The sequence below is a fragment of the Caldifarcimen microaerophilum genome (assembly GCF_055387105.1).
The window spans coordinates 1,828,860-1,849,161 of the sequence record NZ_AP038914.1; the positions used below are offsets into that span (position 1 = coordinate 1,828,860).

General features: G+C 60.3%; 15 protein-coding genes. 4 read left to right on the top strand and 11 right to left on the bottom strand.

All coding sequences use genetic code 11. The annotated features are described in order from the left end of the window. Positions 1-74: 74 nt before the first annotated feature. The 10 genes from AC6HU3_RS08620 to AC6HU3_RS08665 form a co-directional block, all read right to left on the bottom strand. Positions 75-1,901 carry a hypothetical protein gene (locus AC6HU3_RS08620; RefSeq protein WP_497473364.1) on the bottom strand — a complete coding sequence of 609 codons (1,827 nt, stop codon included), beginning with the start codon at positions 1,899-1,901 and terminating at the stop codon, positions 75-77. Beyond that, positions 1,898-2,482 carry a hypothetical protein gene (locus AC6HU3_RS08625; protein ID WP_497473365.1) on the bottom strand — a complete coding sequence of 195 codons (585 nt, stop codon included), beginning with the start codon at positions 2,480-2,482 and terminating at the stop codon, positions 1,898-1,900. Before AC6HU3_RS08625 ends, AC6HU3_RS08620 begins: the two co-directional genes overlap by 4 nt. Positions 2,483-2,559: 77 nt before the next feature. Next, complete coding sequence (locus tag AC6HU3_RS08630; RefSeq protein ID WP_497473366.1) at positions 2,560-3,774, bottom strand: AAA family ATPase; 1,215 nt, start codon at positions 3,772-3,774, stop codon at positions 2,560-2,562. Then, positions 3,771-4,724: an NHL repeat-containing protein gene (locus AC6HU3_RS08635; RefSeq protein WP_497473367.1), complete on the bottom strand. Its 954-nt coding sequence runs from the start codon at positions 4,722-4,724 to the stop codon at positions 3,771-3,773. Before AC6HU3_RS08635 ends, AC6HU3_RS08630 begins: the two co-directional genes overlap by 4 nt. After that, positions 4,721-5,674, bottom strand: a complete 954-nt coding sequence (locus AC6HU3_RS08640) for a PorV/PorQ family protein (protein WP_497473368.1) — start codon at positions 5,672-5,674, stop codon at positions 4,721-4,723. Before AC6HU3_RS08640 ends, AC6HU3_RS08635 begins: the two co-directional genes overlap by 4 nt. Continuing rightward, a complete protein-coding gene (locus tag AC6HU3_RS08645; protein ID WP_497473369.1) occupies positions 5,649-8,234 on the bottom strand; it encodes a TonB-dependent receptor in 2,586 nt (861 codons plus the stop codon). Before AC6HU3_RS08645 ends, AC6HU3_RS08640 begins: the two co-directional genes overlap by 26 nt. Before the next feature lie 64 nt (positions 8,235-8,298). After that, complete coding sequence (locus AC6HU3_RS08650) at positions 8,299-9,522, bottom strand: ABC transporter permease (RefSeq protein ID WP_497473370.1); 1,224 nt, start codon at positions 9,520-9,522, stop codon at positions 8,299-8,301. Then, positions 9,522-10,748, bottom strand: coding sequence for an ABC transporter permease (locus AC6HU3_RS08655; RefSeq protein WP_497473371.1), 1,227 nt, complete (start codon positions 10,746-10,748; stop codon positions 9,522-9,524). Before AC6HU3_RS08655 ends, AC6HU3_RS08650 begins: the two co-directional genes overlap by 1 nt. A gap of 2 nt (positions 10,749-10,750) precedes the next feature. After that, entirely contained in the window at positions 10,751-11,446 is a 696-nt protein-coding gene (locus AC6HU3_RS08660; RefSeq protein WP_497473372.1) for an outer membrane lipoprotein-sorting protein, read from the bottom strand. Beyond that, positions 11,443-12,180: a glycosyltransferase family 2 protein gene (locus tag AC6HU3_RS08665; RefSeq protein WP_497473373.1), complete on the bottom strand. Its 738-nt coding sequence runs from the start codon at positions 12,178-12,180 to the stop codon at positions 11,443-11,445. The genes AC6HU3_RS08660 and AC6HU3_RS08665 overlap by 4 nt, the downstream gene beginning before the upstream one ends. Before the next feature lie 450 nt (positions 12,181-12,630). Between AC6HU3_RS08665 and AC6HU3_RS08670 the strand changes: the two genes are divergently transcribed. Then, a complete protein-coding gene (locus AC6HU3_RS08670) occupies positions 12,631-14,043 on the top strand; it encodes a UDP-N-acetylmuramoyl-L-alanyl-D-glutamate--2,6-diaminopimelate ligase (RefSeq protein WP_497473374.1) in 1,413 nt (470 codons plus the stop codon). 1 nt (position 14,044) lies between these two features. Here AC6HU3_RS08670 and AC6HU3_RS08675 read toward each other — a convergent pair whose 3' ends face one another. Beyond that, complete coding sequence (locus AC6HU3_RS08675) at positions 14,045-17,158, bottom strand: AAA family ATPase (protein ID WP_497473375.1); 3,114 nt, start codon at positions 17,156-17,158, stop codon at positions 14,045-14,047. A gap of 80 nt (positions 17,159-17,238) precedes the next feature. On the opposite strand from AC6HU3_RS08675, the gene tig reads away from it, so the two are divergent. From tig to clpX, 3 genes are read left to right on the top strand one after another with little or no spacing between them, the layout of a single operon-like run. After that, positions 17,239-18,456 carry a trigger factor gene (gene tig / locus AC6HU3_RS08680; RefSeq protein WP_497473376.1) on the top strand — a complete coding sequence of 406 codons (1,218 nt, stop codon included), beginning with the start codon at positions 17,239-17,241 and terminating at the stop codon, positions 18,454-18,456. 4 nt (positions 18,457-18,460) lie between these two features. Continuing rightward, on the top strand, positions 18,461-19,072 hold the full coding sequence (gene clpP / locus AC6HU3_RS08685) for an ATP-dependent Clp endopeptidase proteolytic subunit ClpP (RefSeq protein ID WP_497473377.1): 612 nt from the start codon (positions 18,461-18,463) through the stop codon (positions 19,070-19,072). Continuing rightward, entirely contained in the window at positions 19,069-20,298 is a 1,230-nt protein-coding gene (gene clpX, locus AC6HU3_RS08690) for an ATP-dependent Clp protease ATP-binding subunit ClpX (RefSeq protein WP_497473378.1), read from the top strand. The genes clpP and clpX overlap by 4 nt, the downstream gene beginning before the upstream one ends. The last annotated feature ends 4 nt before the right edge of the window (positions 20,299-20,302 follow it).

A 20,302-nucleotide genomic window follows, 5' to 3' on the forward strand; every position in this document is an offset into this window, starting at 1 on the left:
TGTTTTGAGGCGCTCGAACCCGGACGACACACCACGATTTCACGGGAATCCATGGATGAATCCATCCGTTTTCCTCACTTCACCACCATCAACCGGCCCCGGGCGCGGGCACCCGTGGTGAGATCCTCCACCACCCAGATATACAGCCCCGGTGCCGCTTCCAGACCGTGCTCGGTGAGGAGGTTCCAGGTGGCACGGGACGTGGTGGGATCGTTGTGCTCATACCGCCACACCCGCTCCCCTGAGAGGGTGAAGAGCTGGATCCGTGCCCGCGGCGGAAGGTTGTCGAACACCACCACCCGGTCGAACACCGTGCTTCCGTCAAAGATGGAAGAAAACCGGTAGGGATTGGGATACACCCGGATGTGGAGTTGCCTTCGGGACACGGGCGCAGGGGCAATCACCACCGTGGTGGCGTTCTGGAGCCGCGAACTCTCCAGGCTCGAAAGCCCCAGTTCAGGATTGCCCCGGTCAAAGGAGGTCACCGCATACGTATAGGTGAACCCGTCCTTCACCCCTTCGTCCACAAAGCGATACCACCCCGCAAACTCCCCGCTCCCCACCTTTGGCGGGAGTCCCGTGTTGAAGCCCATGTCGTCCACCACATCGAATTCCGCAAGCAGGACCCACCCGGAATCCTCGGCGCTCACTTCGCCGCGGCGGCGCCAGATGCGGTACCCCTCAAAGTCCTTTTCGCCCGTGTTGGGATCCACCGCATCCTCCGGCGAGGGATCAAAGAAAAGTTCCGCCCGGTTGCGGTCCGTGCGGACCACGAGATGGGGGGAGGGCGGCGGCGCAGGGAGGACATACCGGGAAAGAAACGCCCGCTTCGCCCATTCCGCATTGGCGAACAGGTTCTCTTCAGGGAAGGCGGTTCCCTCCGTCCCTCCCACAAAGGCAAACACCACGTGGAGGGTCTCGCCCACCCCCACGAAGTCAAAAGGCCCCACCTTCAAAAACGCAACCGGATCGGGATAGGGATTGTTCTGGAGATACGCATCGTCCACGTTGGGAAACACCGTATCCTGGAGGGTCATGTAGTTGTCCCACCACCAGGAATCCGGGAGAGGCGCGGGGCGTTGCCCCGTCTCCCATGGCCACCAGATGAAGACCACATCAAAGGAATCGGCGGGGATATACCGGTCCCCCGAAATCGCCCCCAGAAACTGGACGCCCCCAAAACCGGTGGCCAGCACGTCCGTTCCGTCATTTCGCTCATAGACCAGTTTGAGGGAATCGTGATAAAAAATGCGTTTGTGCTGGAAGAAGGGGGTGCGGGCGAAGTCGTCCCCCCAGAAATCCCGGTTGCCCGAAACCAGTTCGGCGTACATCCCCACATACACCTCCCGCCAGGCGCCGGCCGTTCCCAGGTTCACGATGGTGATGTCGGCGATCACGATGTCGTCAATGTAGGAATAGCTCCAGGCCAGGGTTTTCATCTCCACATACGCCCCAAGAGGCCGGTGCTCAGGGGGCGGACCCGTGGGCCACACGAAGTCGTTGAACCGGATCACAAAATCCTGCTCGGAGATGGCGTTGGCGGGATCGTAATGGGAAGACGTGGGAAGGATGGACCGCTCGGTGATGGTGTCCATGGGGGAGAACTCAAACCCCTGACCGGCCGGTGTGAAGGACGGACTGTTGTACACGGCGGTGGTCATCCGGACGGAGTCCGTGTCGTTCACCTTGGCCGCAATCCACAGACCCGCTTTGTCCAGGCGCTCGGTGTGGCTCCCCCGGGGATATTCCCAGGACACCTGGCCGGGCACGTCAAAACTCGTCCCGATCATGCCGAAGTTGGACACGGTGAGCAAACTGTTCCCGATGTTCACCGTGCGATAGGTCACACTCTGGGCGCTCAGGGGCAAAGCCATCAGCCAGATCGCCTTCCACGTTTTCATGTGAACCACTCCTGAAGTGTCGTATAGACTTCCTGAAACGAAGAAGACTGGCACCTTTGCCAGTCCCGACGGGAGGAACGCATGGCCACCTTTTCATACAGCATGGACGATTTTCTCACCTGGAGCAAGCGAAGCACATCACGGATTGAGGCTTTGGGATCTTCGGGTTTTGAGGGGTCTCCTGTGTGTTGAAAGGCCTCGCGGATTTGTTGAACAGAAAAACTTTTCCCGGTATGTTCTTTCAACGCTTCTATCCAGTGTCCACGACCCACTCCCCATAACCAGGACTCCACTTCAGGATCAATGATGATGAGCTTTCCCACGACATCGGGAGCACGAACGCGAAGGAGGGTTTGGAAGTCCTCTTTCATCCGATCTACTTCCTTAACCTGCTGACCGCTAACTTTTCGATCCGTGATCACCAGGCAGTGGGTCCATGGAAATCGTTTCCTGATGCGTATCAATTCTTCCACGGTGTTTTCCAGCCGAAAGAGCAGTGTGTCAAAAACCCCACCGGCGGTTACACTCCGGACCTGATCCTCAACGTTTTTGAGATGAGCAAGGAGTTTTTTACGAGTCATGGCGTGTATCAAGCCCATCATCACACGTTCGATATCATGGTCTGCCGCGAACAACAAAAGCTTCTTGTCAGAGGGAATCATGAACGGGCCAGCTCCTGAAGATCAAGAAGCCCCGATACCATAAGGTCAGCCAGATTGTTTTTCCATCGCTGAAGAATGGGAAGATCTTTCCCTTCCAGGATTTGCGTTTCCCCTTCATGCAAACGAACGAGCAGAATTTCTTCAGGACGGGCATATTGAAGGAAGAAAGGCGAGTGGGTGGTCACCAGAACCTGACCGTCATAAACGGAAGAAAGCGCATCGTACAGGTGCTGAATAACCCGCGGATGAACCCCGTTTTCCGGTTCTTCAATCAGGTAGATGCCCTCTTTCTCTGGATAAAAGGCAAGGGCTGTCAGAGCAAGAAACCGCAGGGTGCCGTCAGAAAGAAGCCACGCCGGGAACTCCTTCCTCCCTCGAAATTGAAGACGCGTGAAAAGGTAATTGTCGACCTCTCTTGGCTTGACTTCCACCGCTTCAAGATCCGGAAGGAGTGTCTGCAGATGATGTTTCCATTCCACCGCCCGATCCGACTGGAGCAGCCGCTTAACCAGAACGTGGAAATGCTCGCCCCGTCTTCCCATAACAGGTGGGGCATCAGGACGACTCGGTGTTCGTAGAACCTCGGGCTGGAGATGGACCCAATGGAGGCCACGACGCACAAGCGATCTCATCCATACAAGAGAAGGGAACTTTCGCATATCTTCCGGGACATTCTGAAGGGCAAGCTGATCGTTCGGGAGGGCAAAAGGCATGGTCCACGAAGACATCTCTCCATAGAAATAGGCTCGTTCTCCTTTCCTGCGAAGGATACGGCGCCACCCCCGATCTGTCCTGAGAAGGGATTTTCTCCTGCCCCATTGGGATCGGTGGAACGATGTCTCCGACAAACCGTAGAGGTGTTCGGCTCTCACGGAGCGAACCCCTTCAGCGTCCATGCCCACGGCAAGGGCATATCGAAGATAAGCATGGGGGATGTTGTGCTTCTCACGAACATCCGACGGAATCTTAAAAACCCACGCCAGCTCAAAGCCATCACCTTTCCTTTGAAATATCAGATCTCGAAGGGAAGATCCGCGGAGGGCAATGGCATGATCCAGATCATGGCGGAGCGTGTCGCTCAAAAAGCTGAGAGCCTCGAGAACATTTGACTTTCCACTGGCGTTCGGGCCGATGAGAATATGAAAAGGCTGGAGATGGACAGTGACACGGCGAAGACTCTTATAACCGCGTGCTTCAAAAAGTACGATCATGGTCCTTCATACCCCGGATCGTATTCGGGAAACTGGGGGATCTGCGGGGTTTCATAGCGCTCCAGCCGCCCCGCATAGCCCGCCCAGATCCGCTTGCCATCCGCGGACATGGTCACACACCAGGGTTCAAGACTGTCCGGAGAAGCAAAGGTCTGGAGAAAACGTCCGTCCTGCGAAGAAAAGATCTGCATCCGCCGGTTGCCGAAATCCGCCACCACCAGCCGGCCGAACAGGTCCCCTGCCCCATCCCGGGGAAACCACAGCCGGCCCGTATCGCTCCCACCTTCTCCCAGGGAGTCTCCCACATGACCGAGGAGGGCCGGGGGCGGACTCACGCTCACCCGGTTGGCCCAGTGTTTTTCTGACGAAACCACCCACAGGGTGTTCTGATAATCCAGAAACATCCCGGCCGGACCCCGGGCGTTCAGAAAGCCCTCACCGGGGGAAAGAAACGTGTCCCGGTGAACGCCCGTGCTGTCCAGGGTATAGCGGAACACCATGTCCAGCGCCGAGTCCGCCACAAAAATGGCATCATCGGTTGCTTCAATCCCCCGGGGAGCCACCCAGTCCGTGTCCACCAGCACGGTTTCGGGGGTGGAGCTCCCGTCGGACGGATAGGACAGCACCGCCCGGAGAGCCTCGTCCACCACAAACACTTTTCCGTCGCTACGCCGCTGGGTGAGGGCGCGTCCCCGCACGATCCCGCCGAACACCGCATCGCTGAAGGATCCGTCAAACCGGAGCTTATACAGGGAATCCGGGGTCAGAACGAACAGCCCATCGCCGAAGACAACGTCCACCAGGGTTTCACCGGGAAAGTCCACCACCTGCACCCGGACGAAGGACGAATCGGTGAGCAGGAGACCCTCACTCCGGGGAGGGAGGGGCATTTTCGTCCCGCACCCGAGGGCAAACGACACAGTGAGCACCACACCCATCCAGCGATTCACGGATTCACCTCCAGCCCCATCCGGTGAACGCCGCCCAGAATCCCCATGTCCGTGAAGGCATAGTCAAGGCGAAGGGGTTTGAGGGTCAGGGAAAACCCGCCAGCCCATCCCGTGAGTCCGCTCCCCACCGGACGGTTGTTCAGGGGGAGACCGGCCCGCACCGTGAGATAGGGGTGAACGGCCCACTCACCCCCAACCCGGAAGGTTTCCGCCTGGTCCACGGGTTTCTCCACCTGGGCGGAGAGGAGGAGGCCTTCCGATGCCCGTCCGGCCACCCCCGCCCGGAAGGTGACAGGAAGGGGAAACCGCCCCCCTCCCCGCACCCCCGCGTCCGGACCGATGTTGAAGATCCCCATGCCGATCCGGATATCCCGGAACCCCACCCAGTAATAGGACGCAAGATCCAGGGCCACCCCCATCATCTCATCCCGATCCAGCACTTCCTGAAGGAGTTTCAGGGTGACAGAAACCGCATAGCGGCTGGAAAGTTTGCGGGCGTAAAAGGCACCCACGGCGATGTCCCGGAAGGACACCGCCTCCCCCGTTCCATCGGGATGGTATTCATCCGTGCGTTCAAAGTCCGGCATCGTGAGGGCTTCGGCAAAGACCCCCGCCCGGGCATAGGGGGAAAGGGGGAAGGAAAAGGCGGCATAACTCAGGGTGAAATCCACCAGATAACGCGCCACGGTGGTCCCGAACTGAAGTCCATCCACAAAGGCCATGGACGCGGCGTTGAGGGCGGCACCCGGGGCGTCCTGACCCAAGGCCACATACGCCCCTCCCAGGCCCGCCGAACGGGCCCCCACATCGATTTTCAGGAAGGAAAACACCGTGGTTCCCACCTTGATGTTCCCGAGATTTTCAAGAAGCTGAACCCTTCCGGTCCCGGGGAGAACCAGCAGGCCCAGCAGGATCCAGGCGAACTCAGAACCGGAGGGACGCTTCCACATACACGCTTCTCCCTTCCGTGTATCGGGCCGGGTTGAGATAGGCGATCTCAAAGCTCCGGGGAGGAAGCGGATCGCCCGGCTCATAGGGTTTCCCGGTCAGCGGGTTCACATAATACGCGTTGCGCCAGTTGAACACGTTCCGGATTTCCAGCCGGAGACGAAGGTCCTGCCCCCAGAGGACGAAGTCCCGGGACAGGGTGAGATCCACCCGTTTCCAGGGCGGCCCGAGTTTGCTGTACCGCTCACCTCGATTGCCCTGATCATCCACCGGGGTGTAGCGCCGACCGGCCATGAGGGACATGGACACCGCGGCATACAAGCGATCCGGCAGGAACCCGATACGCTCACCTTCCTGTGTGCGGTAGGCCACATGGGCATAGAGTTTCCAGGGCCGATCCCACCGGAGGAACTCCTCCCGGAGGGTCCGCTCCTGAGGTCGGAACAGCGCATCTTCGGCAGAGGACGAGCGCCCTTTGGCCTGAGACAGGGTGGCCTCCAGCCGATAGGAAAGGTGGGGATCAAACCGGCGGGACAGGGCGAATTCCAGGCCCAGGGACCGGGCATAGTCGCTGTTCACATACATCCAGAAGGAGGGGTTCGGCGGAATCCCCGGCACCCGAATGGCGGTGGGATAGTTGAAAATGTCCTTGGCATAGGCGTTGACTTCCATCACCGTATAGGCGTCGAAGGCGTGCTGGAAGCCCGCCTCATAGGCCACGGTCAGCGTGGGCCGAAGAGCCGGGTTGCCAAACAGTTCATAGGAAGACGTGGTACGGTCACCGAGATGGGTGTAGACGTATTTCAGGTCCGGAAGCTGAGAAAACCGTCCGTAGGAGAAGAAAAACTTGTCCCGGTCGCTGATGGGGAAGGACACCCCGAACCGGGGGGAGAGGTAGAGGCGGACACGCTGACCTGCGAGGGTGGGGACCTCGTTCAGAAATTGCTCAAACTGGTCCCGAACGAAGGGGTGGAGTTCGGGGTCCTGGAGTCGCGACCGCACCGCGTCCTCCAGATAGCGGCCCGGCGCCCAGCCATCCAGTCTCAGGCCCAGGTGGGCCACCATCCCGGCAAAGTGGATGCGGTCCTGGACATAGGCGGCCCCCGTGTAGGTGTGGACGTTGAACAGGTCATGGTTGAGCCCCAGCCCCTCGGGATCGTAATACCAGGGATACTGAATGTCCAGCCACTGGAGATTCATCCAGTCCAGCTGGAGACCGGCTTTGATCTGGTGGATGGTGGAAAAGAACCAGGTCCAGTCCAGCTTGCCGGTGAAGGTTTCGGCAAAGTGGTCATGCCAGAAGGGCGCATCGCCCGTGTCCCAGAACCATCCGTCCCCCCCTTCCCCTCCGCGAATGTTGTCCACCACATCGTCAAAGGGCTGATATTCTGTCCAGTGCTTGCCGTTCACATCCAGCCGGAGGTGGGAGAAAAAGCGGGACAGGCGGAGTTCCGTGAGGGACTTGCTCGTGATCCGGAAGATGCCCAGGATGGTGGAGATGCCCTCCCGGCTGAAAACCGGATAGCCTTCCAGATGGTACATATAGCGATAGGGAAACCGGTAGGCAAAGGGATAGTCGTAGCGGGAATACTCATATCCCTGCGAGACGTCCCCGGTGAAGGTGTGGGTGAGGGTAAACTTCCAGCGGGGAACGGGATGCCAGGTGAGTTTGCCCACGACGGAAAAGGTGTTTTCGGCGAAGGGGAAGGTGGTGCCAAACACGCTGCTCTTCAGGCGATCCCGGGAAGGGAGATAGGTGTTGTTTCCCTCAAACCGGAAGGCAGAAAAGAAAGACAGGTTGCGAACGGGGAAGGGACCTTCCAGGGAGAAATCCACCAGATGGTGGCGTTTAAACGTCCAGAGGAGAGGGGAATCGGTGCGCAGGCGCAGGCGTCCCGCGAAACGGTCGCTTCCCTCCCGGATGTTGAGCCGGATCACGCCGGACATGGCGTTGCCGTATTCCGCCTGATACCCGCTGATCAGGGCTTCCAGTTCCTCCAGGGCTGTGGTGGGAAGATCCAGGGTGAGGGCCGAACCCGACAGAGGGTCCCGGACGGGAATACCGTCCACCACCAGGGCCACCTCGTTCCCCCGTCCCCCGCGGATGTGGATGGCCCGTCCTTCCACCTGCACACCGGAGAATTTTTCCAGCACGTCCTGAGGGGTCTCCGTGGAAGGAAGGCTCTGAATTTCGTTGAGGGAAAGACTCCGAACCGTGGTCACTTCTTCCTGCGCCACGAGGGGCTGGGCGGTGACCTCCACCTTCTCCACCTCAATCACTTCCTGAGGAAGATAGAAGTCCACCCGTCGGGTCTCTCCCCCTTCCACCTCCACAATCTGGCGTTTGGTCTGGTAGCCCACCATGGAGACCTGCAGGGTGTGCCGGCCGGGGGGGACCCGGAGGACATACGCACCGTCCAGATCTGTCGCCGTGCCGATCCGCAGGGAATCAATCAGGACGTTGGCGCCCACCAGGGGTTCCCCCGAGACGGCGTCATACACGTAGCCTGCAATGATCCCTTTTGCAGTGGTCTGAGCGACAAGCAGGACAATCCAGATCATGGCTCTCGCAGAACTCCCGTGTGGACAAGAGGATACGCGAAGGACTTTAAGCCCCGGTTAAGCCTCATCGCCGGAGAGCCTCGGCGGGTTTGAGGGATGCGGCCCACCGTGCGGGGAAAAGTCCCCCCAGGAGAGAGAGGAGAACCACCGCACCGCAATACAGGGCAAGAATCGTCCAGTTCATCCGGGGATACACCACGGGCTCCCAGGCGATTCCCGCGAAAGACACCGATGAGGTTTCGCCCATGAGCCACCGGAAATCCACGCCCGTGTGGCCGGTGATGGCCGCGGTCAGGACGGTGAGGGCGCTCCCCACGAGCATGCCCACGGCACCGAGAAGGATCCCTTCCGCAAGGACCAGACGGAGAACGGTTGCCCGTCGCAGGCCGAGGGCACGCAGAATCCCCCATTCCCGAACCCGTTCCAGCGCGCTCATAAACATCACGTTCAGCATGCCCACAGCGACGATCAGAAAAATCAAAACGTTCATGAGGATCAGGTTGGCGTGGTCCATGGCGATGCCGCTTTTGAGTTCAGGCATGGCCTCCTCCCATCGAACCGCCTCCAGGTCGGCCTCCGGGAGAACCGCCTGCACCTTCGCGAGAAGCCGGGGCACCCGCACGCCTTTCCGGGCCATGATGGCCACCTCGTGCACCTGGCGCGCATCTCCCAGGAGAGAAGCCAGGAAGGTCCGGTCCACAAACACGGCGCCTCCATCCAGTTCCGGGACGCCGGTGTGAACCACGCCGGACACCCGGAAGAGAAGGCTTGTGAGTTCTCCCTCAAAATCCTGGAGCACCACCACAAATTTTCGGCCTTTTTGAAGGCCGAGCGCCTCTGCAAGGTCCGTGCCGACCACCGCTTCCCGGGCTCCCGGCAGAGAACCGCGCAGGCCCTTCTGGAGGAAGGGGTGGGTGGCCATGTCTTCCTTCTCCAGGGCGATGATCATGGCAGCCCGGTTGGTCCGAAAGGAACGGGCGAGGCCCGGGGCATAGAGCCGGGGAAAAACGCCTTCCACCTCCGGCAGGGCTTTCAGGGAATCCAGCCAGGGTCCGAGGGCGAAATGGAGTTTGAATTTCCGTTCTTTCAGATATCCTTTCCGGTATATGGCGACATGGCCACTTCCGGTTCGCACACCCATCCGGATGATGTCCTCGTATTCGCCCATGGCCAGATTCTCAAAACAGGTGGAAAGATACACCGCCCCCGAGATGGCCAGAACCTGGAGCAGCGTCCGTCGGCGGTTCCGCCACAGGTTTCTCCACGCCAGAAGCCACATCGCCCTCATCAGAGACGCACCTCCCGGATCACCTGAGGAACGTTGATCTTCCGGAGTCTTCGTGCGGGGAACAGAACAAGGAGCACGGCTTCCGCAAAAAGGAGGAGCACCGGAATTCCCACGCTGTAGGCGTTGGGGATGGCGAAGATGCGCGGGGGGATCACCGCGCCGGCATATCGCACCGGATCCAGCCACCGGGACAGATCCACGGGATGGAGGTGGAGCACCAGGGCCAGGAGATAGCCCAGAACACCCCCGAGGAGGGACGCAAGACCGGCAAGCCACACGCCCTCCAGAAGGATCATCCAGAAAAGGTTCCGCCGCCGGAGCCCCATGGCCATCCACACCGCAAACTCATACACCCGCTCAAAGAACATCATATAGAGGGTATTGAGGGAAACGAGCACCACGGCAAAATAGAACAGCATCCCGAAGAAAGTTTCGCTGGCCCGCCAGATCTGAACGATGTGAGCAATGGCCGGGAGAAAATCCATCCAGCTTTTCACCTCCAGATGGAGTTTTTCCAGTTCCAGGCTGTGGAGGGCCTTCCAGGTGCCCACCGCCATGGGATCCCGGACCCGGAGCACAAGGGTGTGCGCCTTCCCCGGGAGCACCAGCAGCCGCTGGAGTTCCCGGATGTGAAGAATGGACGCCTGACGATCCAGCAGGGGGTTGCCCGAACGGAACACAGCCGTGACCACCAGGTTTTCGGCAAGGAGGGATCCGTCCGCCGCCTGGCCCAGAATCCCCACCGTGTCGCCCACCCCCACGTCCAGACCCCGGGCGAGATCCACCCCCAGCGCGATCTCTCCAGCGTTCGGGAAGGATCCGTCCTGGATCAGGGTGGGAAGCAGGGAGACCTTCCCCTCACGTTCAGGATCCAGCCCCAGAAGGCGTCCTGCAGAGGAGGTTTCTTTTCCAAGGAGCAGTACCCAGGTTTCCAGCCGGGGAGCCACCCCTTCCACGTCCGGAAGGGCCCTGAGGGAGTCGGCAAGACGCTCCGGAAGGGTTTTCCAGACAACGGGGTGAGAGAAAAAGCCCTTCTGCGCCACCTGAAGGTGGCCATAGTAGGTCCGGGTGACGGAGGTCAGGGTGTCGTCCATCATCCCTTCCCACGCGGAAAGCATGAGGATCAGGAACCCCACGGAAAACACCATGGCCGAGAGGGTGAGCAGGGTGCGGCGGCGGTTCCGCCAGAGATTTCGCCAGGCAAGTCGGGCAAGAAAGCCCAGCATCCTCAATCCCCCAGGGTCTGGGGGGAGAACATGCGGGAAGGAATGGGCACGTCCAGCTCCAGACGTTCATACACCACTTCCGTGTATTCGTCCCGTCCTGCCGGCTCAAGGCGCATCCGGAAGGGAATCCACCGGTTTTTCACCCGGCGAACGTCGGAAAAGGTCATCACCCGGGCCAGGTTTCCCTCCTCATCGTAATACTCCACCCGGAGGGGGATGAGCCGGTCCTGGAGGAGGGTATAGACGATTTTCCCCCACACCACTGGTGCGTTTTCCCGGGGGATGCCTTCCAGAACCAGTGTGTCCCCACTTTCCTTCAGAACACGGAACACATACAGGGACTCGATGCGGGTCTCCTTCACCATGTCGTCATAGGTGAAATGGCTTCCCATCCAGGACTCGGCAAGCATCCCTTCCGTGATTTTGATTCGGCGACGCAGACGGGGAATGGAATTCCAGATCACGTGGCCGATCTGGAGGGTGGTCACACCCCGTTCTTTGGGCGGTTCCAGAACCACGATCCGTGCGGTGTCCCGTCCCCGGGACCACATCTCAAGTTTCAGGGTACGGTGCCAGGCTTCGGTCTGGATTTCCATCCGGGCGATGGCATGGGCGGTCTGGCCCCGATAGAGGTTTTCAATCCGCGCCACGATATCGGCGGGATTTTGCACGGCGACGAACACAAGAAAAAGGTTCATCCGTGCTCCTCCAGGACACACAGGACGTTTTTGTCCGCCCCCTCAAAACGATCCCGGGTTTTCCGGATGACCTCCGCATAATAGTGCCAGCGGCGCCACATTTCCCGGATTTCGCCGGGGAACTGGCGCTGAGGGGCAGGATAGAGAAGGGGGACCGGAATTTCCACGATCCGGGCACCTCCCCGGGCAAGGCGGAGCCAGGCTTCCAGGGGCATGGCATACCCCGGCTCCTGGATGTCCTGAAGGAGGGCGAGGGCCCGGGGGGTATAGGCCTTGTAGCCGCAGAAGGCGTCCGTGATGGGAAGGCCCCAGAAACGACGAAGATAAAAGGTCATCCACCGGTTCACCCGCCGGCGTTCGGGAGGTGGGGCGTCGAGACGCAGGGACAGGGGGTGATACCGGCTTCCGGAAACCACGTCCGCACCGGTTTCTTCCAGAACCTGGAGGAATCGGGGAATCCAGTCCGGAGGGTGCTGACCGTCGGCATCCAGGGTGATGAGGACATCCACACCGGTTGCCAGGGCATACTGGAAGGCGGTTTTGAGAGCAGCACCGTATCCCCGGGGTTCGGGATGGCGGATCACCCGGGCGAAGCGACGGGCGATCTTCGGGGAGGCGTCGGTGGAGGCGTCGTCCACCACCAGGATTTCACAGCCGGTTTTCCGGCATCCTTGAAGCACCGCCTCCAGCGTGGCCTCTTCATTTCGAACGGGGATGGCAGCAAGAACGCGCATGGTTTAAGGATACACCCTGGGCGGTGAAGGGTCCATTCATTCCATCGTTGCGCCGACCCTGCAGAAACGCGATCCACCGTGGCGCAAGGTACACGCCTGGCAGGTTTTTGGGGTGCGAGAGGGTCCCGAACCCCTCACCATCAAAGGGTGAGACCCTCCGAAGTCCGAACGAGAACAGGGATGCGCGTTCGATATGTGGAAATCGTGTGGGAAGATTCGGAATGCGGGCGCCCCTTGTCGAACACGAGCAGTCCATCGTGCGGGTGTATTGCGGAGACAAAATCGAGAAGGAGGCCCAAAACGGCTGAATCGGCTGGTGCTGTGGTCGCCTATCCTCCCACCCGGCAGGGGAAGACCGGAACCTGGGCCATTCCGATCCTGGATGGGATTCAGCACGGTCTGTGGCAGAAATAAGCGGACGTTTCGTCCCGGATTCCGTATCATTCCCCCATGCCGCGATGGTCTGACGTACTGAGGGCCCTGGGGCTTCCCCGTCCGGATCAAGACGCGGAACTTCAGGAGGTCACAGACTGGGCGGACGATGCCGGTCCGGGTGTGCTCCTCGTGATCCGGCGGGGGGTGCGACATTCCGCCCGCGACATCGCGCATGAAGCCGTCCGTCGGGGTGTTTCCGCCATCCTCAGCGAAGAGGCGCTGGACGTGCCCGTGCCCCATGCCCACCGCCCTCTCACCCCTGAGGACCTCCTCACCCTCCGGAATCTCTTCTATCCAGAGATCTCCCGCCTCACCCTCATCGGCGTCACGGGCACCAACGGCAAAACCACCACCACCTATCTCATCCACCACATCCTGAGCTCTGCCGGCTGGAAGGGTGCCCGTCTTGGCACGCTGGAATACCGTCTTCCGGACGAGGCGCTCCGGGCTTCCCACACCACCCCCCCTCCCCTTCGTCTTGCCCGGCTCCTTGTCCGAACCCTCCGGCAGGAAGGGTCCTTTGCCGTGATGGAGGTTTCCTCCCACGCCCTGGATCAGGGGCGCACCCAGGGGCTTCTGTTTGCTCAGGGGATTTTCCTCAACCTGACCCGGGACCATCTGGACTATCACCGGACCATGCGCAACTATGCGGAAGCCAAGGCAAAACTCTTTGCACAAAGCGAAACCAGCCTGGTCCGGCTGGGGCCGTGGAGCGATTTCATGATCCGGCACGCCCGGGGCCGGGTGGTGCGCCTGGGCAGGGGAGGGGATTACCACGCCCGCATCCTGAAACGAACCCCACGCGGACTCGAAATTTCGGTGAACGGCCACCGGGTGTTCCTTCCCCTCATCGGGGATTACAACCGGGACAATCTCCTTGCAGCCGTGGCCTCTGTCCGGGAACTGGGGGTTGCCTGGGAGGTCATTCAGGAGGCGGTTGCCACCTTTCCCGGGGTTCCCGGCCGGATGGAGATGTTCCTGGGGCCAGGGGATCGGGTGGCGGTGGTGGACTATGCCCACACCCCCGACGGCATTCGCAAGGCACTTGAAAGCCTGCGAAAGCACTTTTCCACCGTGTGGATCGTGTTCGGTGCGGGCGGAGAAAAAGACCGGGGGAAACGCCCCCGGATGGGGCGGATCGCGGAACGCCTGGCCCATCGGGTGGTCCTCACCCTGGACAACCCCCGCGGGGAAGATCCGGAGCAGATTTTTCGGGACATCCTTTCGGGGATGGAGGGGAATGCCACGGTGATCCCGGATCGGCAAACGGCCGTGCTCCATGCCCTTCGGGAAGTCCCTCCCGGTGGATGCGTTCTGATTGCCGGGAAAGGCCACGAGGATTATCAGGAGATCCGGGGAACCCGGTATCCCTACCGGGATCAGGACGTGGTTCGGGAAGGGGGATTCAAACCCCTACGGGACCGATGAGTCAGGCCGCTTCCGCCAGATACCCGTACCAGGGATGGTTCAGGAGGGAAGGCTTCAGGCGTTCCGGCGTCCAGGAGAGCACAAAGGCATAGATTTTCCGGGCCTTCCATTCGAGGCGGGCGCGCATTCGGGGGTTCTTGTCCATCATCTTGTTCAGGAGATCCAGCCATTCACTCCAGGGAAGGTGGTGAGGCAGATGCCGCAAGATGTCTTCAGGATCCACCTCTTCCAGGTCCCATCGCCAGAGAAAGAACAGCTTCCGGTAGTGTGGCCAGGCATCCCAGGACCGGCGGGCCAGCGCAAGGCCGGCCGGACGGCCGACTTCCATGAGAAGATGGGCGAAGTCGTCCATCAGATATGCCCGGGAGGCATGAAGTCCAAGACGCCAGGCCAGGGTGCTTGCTTCGCTCATCGCCCGGAGCATTTCGTCCGTGTTTCCTTCCCCTTTGGCGATGAAAGCCTGGAGCCAGTGTCCATACATTTGATCCCGGCGATAGCCTGCTTCTGCACTCATGGTCCTGTAGTGTTCCAGATCCCTCCGGGCTTGCCGAAAGGCCCCCACCTGGGCAAGAAGCCATGCCCGGTTATAGATGGCCAGAGCCTCCTCCTTCCGGTTCCCCAGGTCTCGAGCGCTCTCAAGCACCTGGTTGAGGTGGTCAAAAGCTTCAGACACAAACCCCCGGTCCATGAGATGAACGATCAGGGCGTTTCGTGCCTGCTGAGCGTGGCTGTTCAGGTTGTGGGCTTCCGCGATGCTCAGGGCTTCCCGGCACAAACGGATCCGTTCCTTCACCTGGGTGTAGGGGAGGGTGTCGAGGCGAAGAAGGAGGGCTTCCACCCGGGTCAGGGGATCTTCCGATCGGGTGAGATGGGCAAGTTCTGACCAGAGAGCCTTCACATCCTCTGTTCGTCCCGAAACGGAAGAAAGGCGGAGGAGGGTCAGGGCCTGCCTGCGCCTGAACCCAGGGTCTTCGCTCTGAATACGCGAGAGACGTTTATGGGCTTCCCTGAAGTCTCCGAGTTCTTCAAGGATTTCGGCTTCGAGCAGGTATGCATCCAGGTCATCCGGATGGTCATTCAGGAAGGCCTCCATCATGTTCAGGGCCTTCCCGCCCGAACCGGTTTTGAGACGAATGCGGATCTGGGTCTTCACGAGCTCCCGGGCCGTATCTTCCTCCACATCGTTCTCAATTCCGTTGAACATGGCGATGAAACGGGAGGCCTGACCCCAGTCACCGATCCGGGTGAGATCCTCAAGAGCCTCAAGGAGATGTCGGGCGGCCTTTTCTTTTTCCCCCGCCAGCCATGCAAGGCGCGCGCAGAGCTGGGACCTGGAAAAGCCCGGCAGAGAGGGTTCCTCCTCCACAAGATACATCAGGGTTTGCGCATAGTGCCTCAGGCGATCCCGGGGAAGACTGGACAGCACGGCTTCCTGAAGGAGCACGTGTCGGAACGCGAGTTCGTCCGACGGCTCGGCGAGGCGATTGCCGGGGTCCAGCATATGATGACGTTTCAGGAGGTCCAGAACATCCTGCCCTTCCCGATCGGAGTATCCCAGGGCCCGGATCACGAGTCGAGGGGGAAACACCGGACCCATCAGGGATGCGCACTCCAGAAAACGCTGGGCGGAGGCGGGGAAGTCATTGAGCCTCGCTCGGAAAATGTCTCCCACGCGGTCCGGCAGGTCCTGGGAGGAAAAGTTTCCGTTTGTCAGCAGCCGATGGATTTCCTCAAGGAAGAGCGGAATGCCCCCGCTCCGCTGCAACGCCTCCTCAAACGCCTGTTCGTCGGGAGCCATGTCCGACAGGACTTCCCAGAACAGCCAGGATTCTTCCCGGGTGAAAGGCTGAAGGCGGATCACGGTGGAGGGAATTTCCCGTTCCATTTCCTCAAGGGCATTTTGCCAGACGGTTTGACCGGGGTCCGGTGGACGGGCCCCCACCAGGAAAAAGAGGGGGAGTCTCCGGTGAAACAGCTCCCGGATCACGTCGAATGTGCGTTTGTCCGCCCACTGGATATCGTCCAGGACGAGAATCCGGGGTTCCATGAGAAGAGAAGTAAAAATGCCCACCAGGACCTGCACCGCCTCATCCGCATCTTCCGGGAGAAGATCCCGAGCATAGGCCTGGATCCGGCTCGCGATGTTCGGGTTTTCCCCAAACAACGATGTGGCAAGGTCCTCGGACTGGGTGGAGAGGGCTCTCCGGAGGGCATGGAGGATGGGTCCGGAAGCGGGCATCCCGTAGGGAAGGGCACGGGCCACCAGCACACGGTTGGGAGGGACACGGGAAAGAAACTCCAGCATGAGACGGGTCTTGCCCACGCCGGGTTCACCCTGGATCCGCATCATCACCGGGTGGTGATCCCCGGCTTCAAACCGGGCCCAGGTTTTTTCGAGCACCAGAAGCTCCCGTTCCCTGCCCACAAACACCCTTCCCGGTGTGTTTCTCCAGGTGGGATTCAGGGTGTTGGCCCCTTTGAGCGCGAACACGTTATGATGGCCGAAGCCTGGAACCTCAACGGAGCCGAGGGGATCAAAATGGAAGGCGTGCCGGGCACGCTCAAATGTGGTGACATCGGTGAAAAACTCTCCCGGTCCGGAAAGTCCCTCCAGGCGTGCGGCGAGATTCATCACCTCCCCCACAAAGCGAAGTTCTTTCCCGGGGACCACCAGGACTTTCCCTGTGGCCACACCTCCGTGAACCTGAAGGTCCGGATCCACCTCACCGAGACGATCCTGGAGAGAGAGGCAGGTCTGGAGGGCCTGAAGAGCAGAGTTTTCCATCACCCGGGGATAGCCAAACACGCAGAGGGCCCCGTCTCCCAGTTTTTGATAGACCATTCCCCCGGATGCACGAACCACATCGTCGAGAAGTTCAAAAAAGGCGGTGGTGATGGCGGCCACGTCTTCAGGGGATCGGGTCTGCACCAGCCGGGTGTAGCCCACGATGTCCACAAACATCACCGAGACGGGATGATAAACATCGCGGATCCGCTCCACCCGCTCACCGCAATAGGGGCAAAACAACGCCCCTTTCGGAAGTTCCCCTCCGCAACTACGGCAGGTTTTCATGGTTTCTCTCAGGTTGCCTTCATCATACGGTCCGGCGCCCATCCTGTCAAAAACCCTGTCCGGTTGTAAGTCTTTCCCGGGTATCGTATAATCACCCCGCAAGCAAACGAGGAGGTGAGATCGTGCTCAGTCGACCCGTGCATCCGGATGCCAAAAAGGCCCGCCGGGAGGTGACGGTGTTTGTTCCTGGCGAGCGCATTGACGAAGAGCGCCGGAAACTGATCCGGCTTTATCAGAAACACCTGAAACTTCCGGGATACCGGAAGGGCCACGTGCCCCCCGAGGTGGTGGCCGATGTCCTGGGGGATGAACTGGACCAGGAAGCCTTTGAAAAGGCTCTCAAAGAGGTGGTGAAACAGGAACTGGACGAGCGGGGCCTTGAGCCCATCTCCCGATTGAAGATCGAAGAGAAAAACGAGGAAGAAGGTGGTCAGCGGGTTCGCCTTTCCTTTGACGTTCTTCCGGATTTTGAAATGCCCGACTTTTCCAGTATCACGGTGGAAAAGCGGATCCCCCCGGTTCAGGACCAGGAGGTGGAGGAGGTTCTTCAGCGGGAGGCCATCCGCCACGCCACCCTGGAGGCCGTGGACCGGGAGATCCAGGAAGGGGACGCCATTCGTGCGGACATCGTGCTCAAAACCCCTTCCGGACGGCGCACCCTCAAAAAGAACAAAAATGCCCTCCTCTTTGTGGACAATTCCCAGCCCCCTGCCGTGAAAGAGGCCCTCATCGGGAAAAAGGCGGGGGATACGGTGGAAGTGGATGTGGAGCGTGGAAAATACCGGATTGTGATCCACCAGGTGTTTGCCCAGGTTATCCCTGAAATCAACGACGATTTTGCCCGGACGCTGGGGTATGAATCCCTGGAGGCCCTCAAAGAAGCCGTCCGGGAGCGCCTCCGGAAAGTTCATGAGGAGGAGGCGGACGATCAGGTGGTGCATGCGATGATCGAGGAGATTTACAACCAGGTCCAGTTCGATCTTCCCGAGTCCATGGTGCAGGACGAGCTGGACGAGCTGGAGGAGCGCTTTCGGGAAGACTACGGTCTGGACGAAATTTCGGACGACATCCGCTCGGAACTTCGCCGGATCGCGGAGCACCGGGTGAAGCAGGCCATCATCCTGACCCGGGTGGCCGACCACCTGGGCCTGGAGCCCACGGAGGAAGAGATCCAGAAAGAGGTGGAGATCCTTGCGAGGGAACTGGGCTATCGCCCGGAAAACCTCCTTCCCCGTCTCAAGGCCTCCGAGCACTGGGGAGACTTTGTGGAACGCATCCGTCAGCGGAAAGCCCTGGACTATCTCAAACAACAGGTGAACGTCCAGGTGATTCTGGGGTGAGACCATGAAAGAACTACGCAACCAGTATGTGCCCATTGTCATTGAACAAACCGGCCGGGGAGAACGGGCGTATGACATCTATTCCCGGCTCCTCAAAGACCGGATCGTGTTCCTGGGCGCACCCATTGACGATCATGTGGCCAACCTTGTGGTGGCCCAGCTCCTGTTCCTTGAGGCCGAGGATCCCAACAAGGACATCTTTCTCTACATCAACTCTCCGGGAGGGTCCGTGACAGCAGGCCTGGCCATCTATGACACGATGCAGTATATCAAGCCCGACGTGGTCACGGTGTGTGTGGGTCTTGCGGCGTCCATGGGGGCGGTTCTGCTGGCCGGCGGTGCCCCCGGGAAGCGCTATGCCCTGCCTCACGCCAAAATGATGATCCACCAGCCCTGGGGTGGGGTGCAGGGGCAGGCCAAGGACATTGTGATTCACGCCAAGGAGATCGCCCGCACCCGGGACACCCTGAACCGGATTCTGGCCAAACACACCGGCCAGCCGCTTGAGAAAATCGAGCAGGACACGGACCGGGATTTCTTCATGACGGCCGAAGAAGCGGTGGAATATGGCCTTGTGGACAAGGTGCTGGAGCGTCAGGAACGGGAAGGCTCATGAGTCGTCTTCGGAATGATCGCCCCCGTCTCCCCCGCTGTTCCTTCTGCGGACGGACGGAGCGGGAGGCCGGGATGCTGGTGGGTGGAACCGGTGCGTATATTTGCCGGAATTGCGCGGAGATGGCGCTGGAGATCATGCGGGTGAGCGAGGCGTCCACCGAGCCCCTCAAAATCCATCTCCCTCCTCCCCGTGAGATCAAAGCCTTTCTGGACGAATATGTGGTGGGTCAGGAATACGCCAAGAAAGTCCTGTCCGTGGCGGTGTATGCCCACTACCGCCGTATCCAGAGCGGGGAGCCCTTTGAAAAAACCAACGTGCTCCTGCTCGGACCCACCGGGGTGGGGAAGACCCTCCTGGCCCGGACACTGGCCCGTCTTCTGAGGGTGCCCTTTGCCATCTACGACGCCACCCCCCTGACCGAAGCCGGATATGTGGGCGAGGACGTGGAAAATATCCTGGTTCGCCTCCTTCAGGTCGCGGACTATGATGTGGAACGGGCGCAGGTGGGGATTGTGTATCTGGACGAGGTGGACAAACTCGCCCGAAAGGGCGATTCTCCCTCCATCACCCGGGATGTCTCCGGGGAAGGGGTGCAGCAGGCTCTCCTCAAGATTCTGGAGGGGACGGTGGCCAACGTTCCCCCTCAGGGAGGGCGGAAGCACCCCGAACAGCCCTTCATTCAGGTGGACACCACCAACATCCTCTTTATCCTCGGGGGTGCTTTTGAGGGGGTCGAGGAGATCATCCAGCGGCGGCTGGGTCGGCAGGGGATCGGGTTTCTGAAAGAGCACGCCCGGGAGGAGAAGGAGCGGGAATTTCTCCTCCGGCATGTGCGTCCGGAAGATCTCGTGAGTTATGGTCTGATTCCGGAACTCGTGGGGCGGATCGGATTGATCGCCCCCCTGCATCCCCTCACGGAAGAGGATCTGGTCCGGGTGCTCACCGAACCCAAGAACTCGCTTCTGCGCCAGTATGAGCAGTATTTCCTGCTGGAAGGTGCCCGTCTCGTGTTCACCGACGAGGCTCTCCGTGCCGTTGCCCGCAAGGCGCGTGCCCGCGGCACCGGTGCCCGTGCCCTCAAGTCCATTCTGGAGGAAATCCTTCTGGACACCATGTTTCTCCTTCCCTCACGGCCGGATGTGGAAGAGGTCATCGTGGACGAAGCCTGTGTGGAGGAAGGAATTCCTCCTCACCTCATCGTGCGCAAAAAGCGCGAAGCCCAGTGAGCCG

Bases quoted from the DNA above. Each gene is read 5' to 3' on its own strand.
- AC6HU3_RS08675 (WP_497473375.1), bottom strand. From the start codon at position 17,158: ATGGGCGCCGGACCGTATGATGAAGGCAACCTGAGAGAAACCATGAAA.
- clpP (WP_497473377.1), top strand. From the start codon at position 18,461: ATGAAAGAACTACGCAACCAGTATGTGCCCATTGTCATTGAACAAACC.
- clpX (WP_497473378.1), top strand. From the start codon at position 19,069: ATGAGTCGTCTTCGGAATGATCGCCCCCGTCTCCCCCGCTGTTCCTTC.
- AC6HU3_RS08625 (WP_497473365.1), bottom strand. From the start codon at position 2,482: ATGACTCGTAAAAAACTCCTTGCTCATCTCAAAAACGTTGAGGATCAG.
- AC6HU3_RS08640 (WP_497473368.1), bottom strand. From the start codon at position 5,674: ATGTGGAAGCGTCCCTCCGGTTCTGAGTTCGCCTGGATCCTGCTGGGC.
- AC6HU3_RS08620 (WP_497473364.1), bottom strand. From the start codon at position 1,901: ATGAAAACGTGGAAGGCGATCTGGCTGATGGCTTTGCCCCTGAGCGCC.
- AC6HU3_RS08660 (WP_497473372.1), bottom strand. From the start codon at position 11,446: ATGAACCTTTTTCTTGTGTTCGTCGCCGTGCAAAATCCCGCCGATATC.
- AC6HU3_RS08655 (WP_497473371.1), bottom strand. From the start codon at position 10,748: ATGCTGGGCTTTCTTGCCCGACTTGCCTGGCGAAATCTCTGGCGGAAC.
- AC6HU3_RS08650 (WP_497473370.1), bottom strand. From the start codon at position 9,522: ATGAGGGCGATGTGGCTTCTGGCGTGGAGAAACCTGTGGCGGAACCGC.
- AC6HU3_RS08670 (WP_497473374.1), top strand. From the start codon at position 12,631: ATGCCGCGATGGTCTGACGTACTGAGGGCCCTGGGGCTTCCCCGTCCG.
- AC6HU3_RS08645 (WP_497473369.1), bottom strand. From the start codon at position 8,234: ATGATCTGGATTGTCCTGCTTGTCGCTCAGACCACTGCAAAAGGGATC.
- AC6HU3_RS08630 (WP_497473366.1), bottom strand. From the start codon at position 3,774: ATGATCGTACTTTTTGAAGCACGCGGTTATAAGAGTCTTCGCCGTGTC.
- AC6HU3_RS08665 (WP_497473373.1), bottom strand. From the start codon at position 12,180: ATGCGCGTTCTTGCTGCCATCCCCGTTCGAAATGAAGAGGCCACGCTG.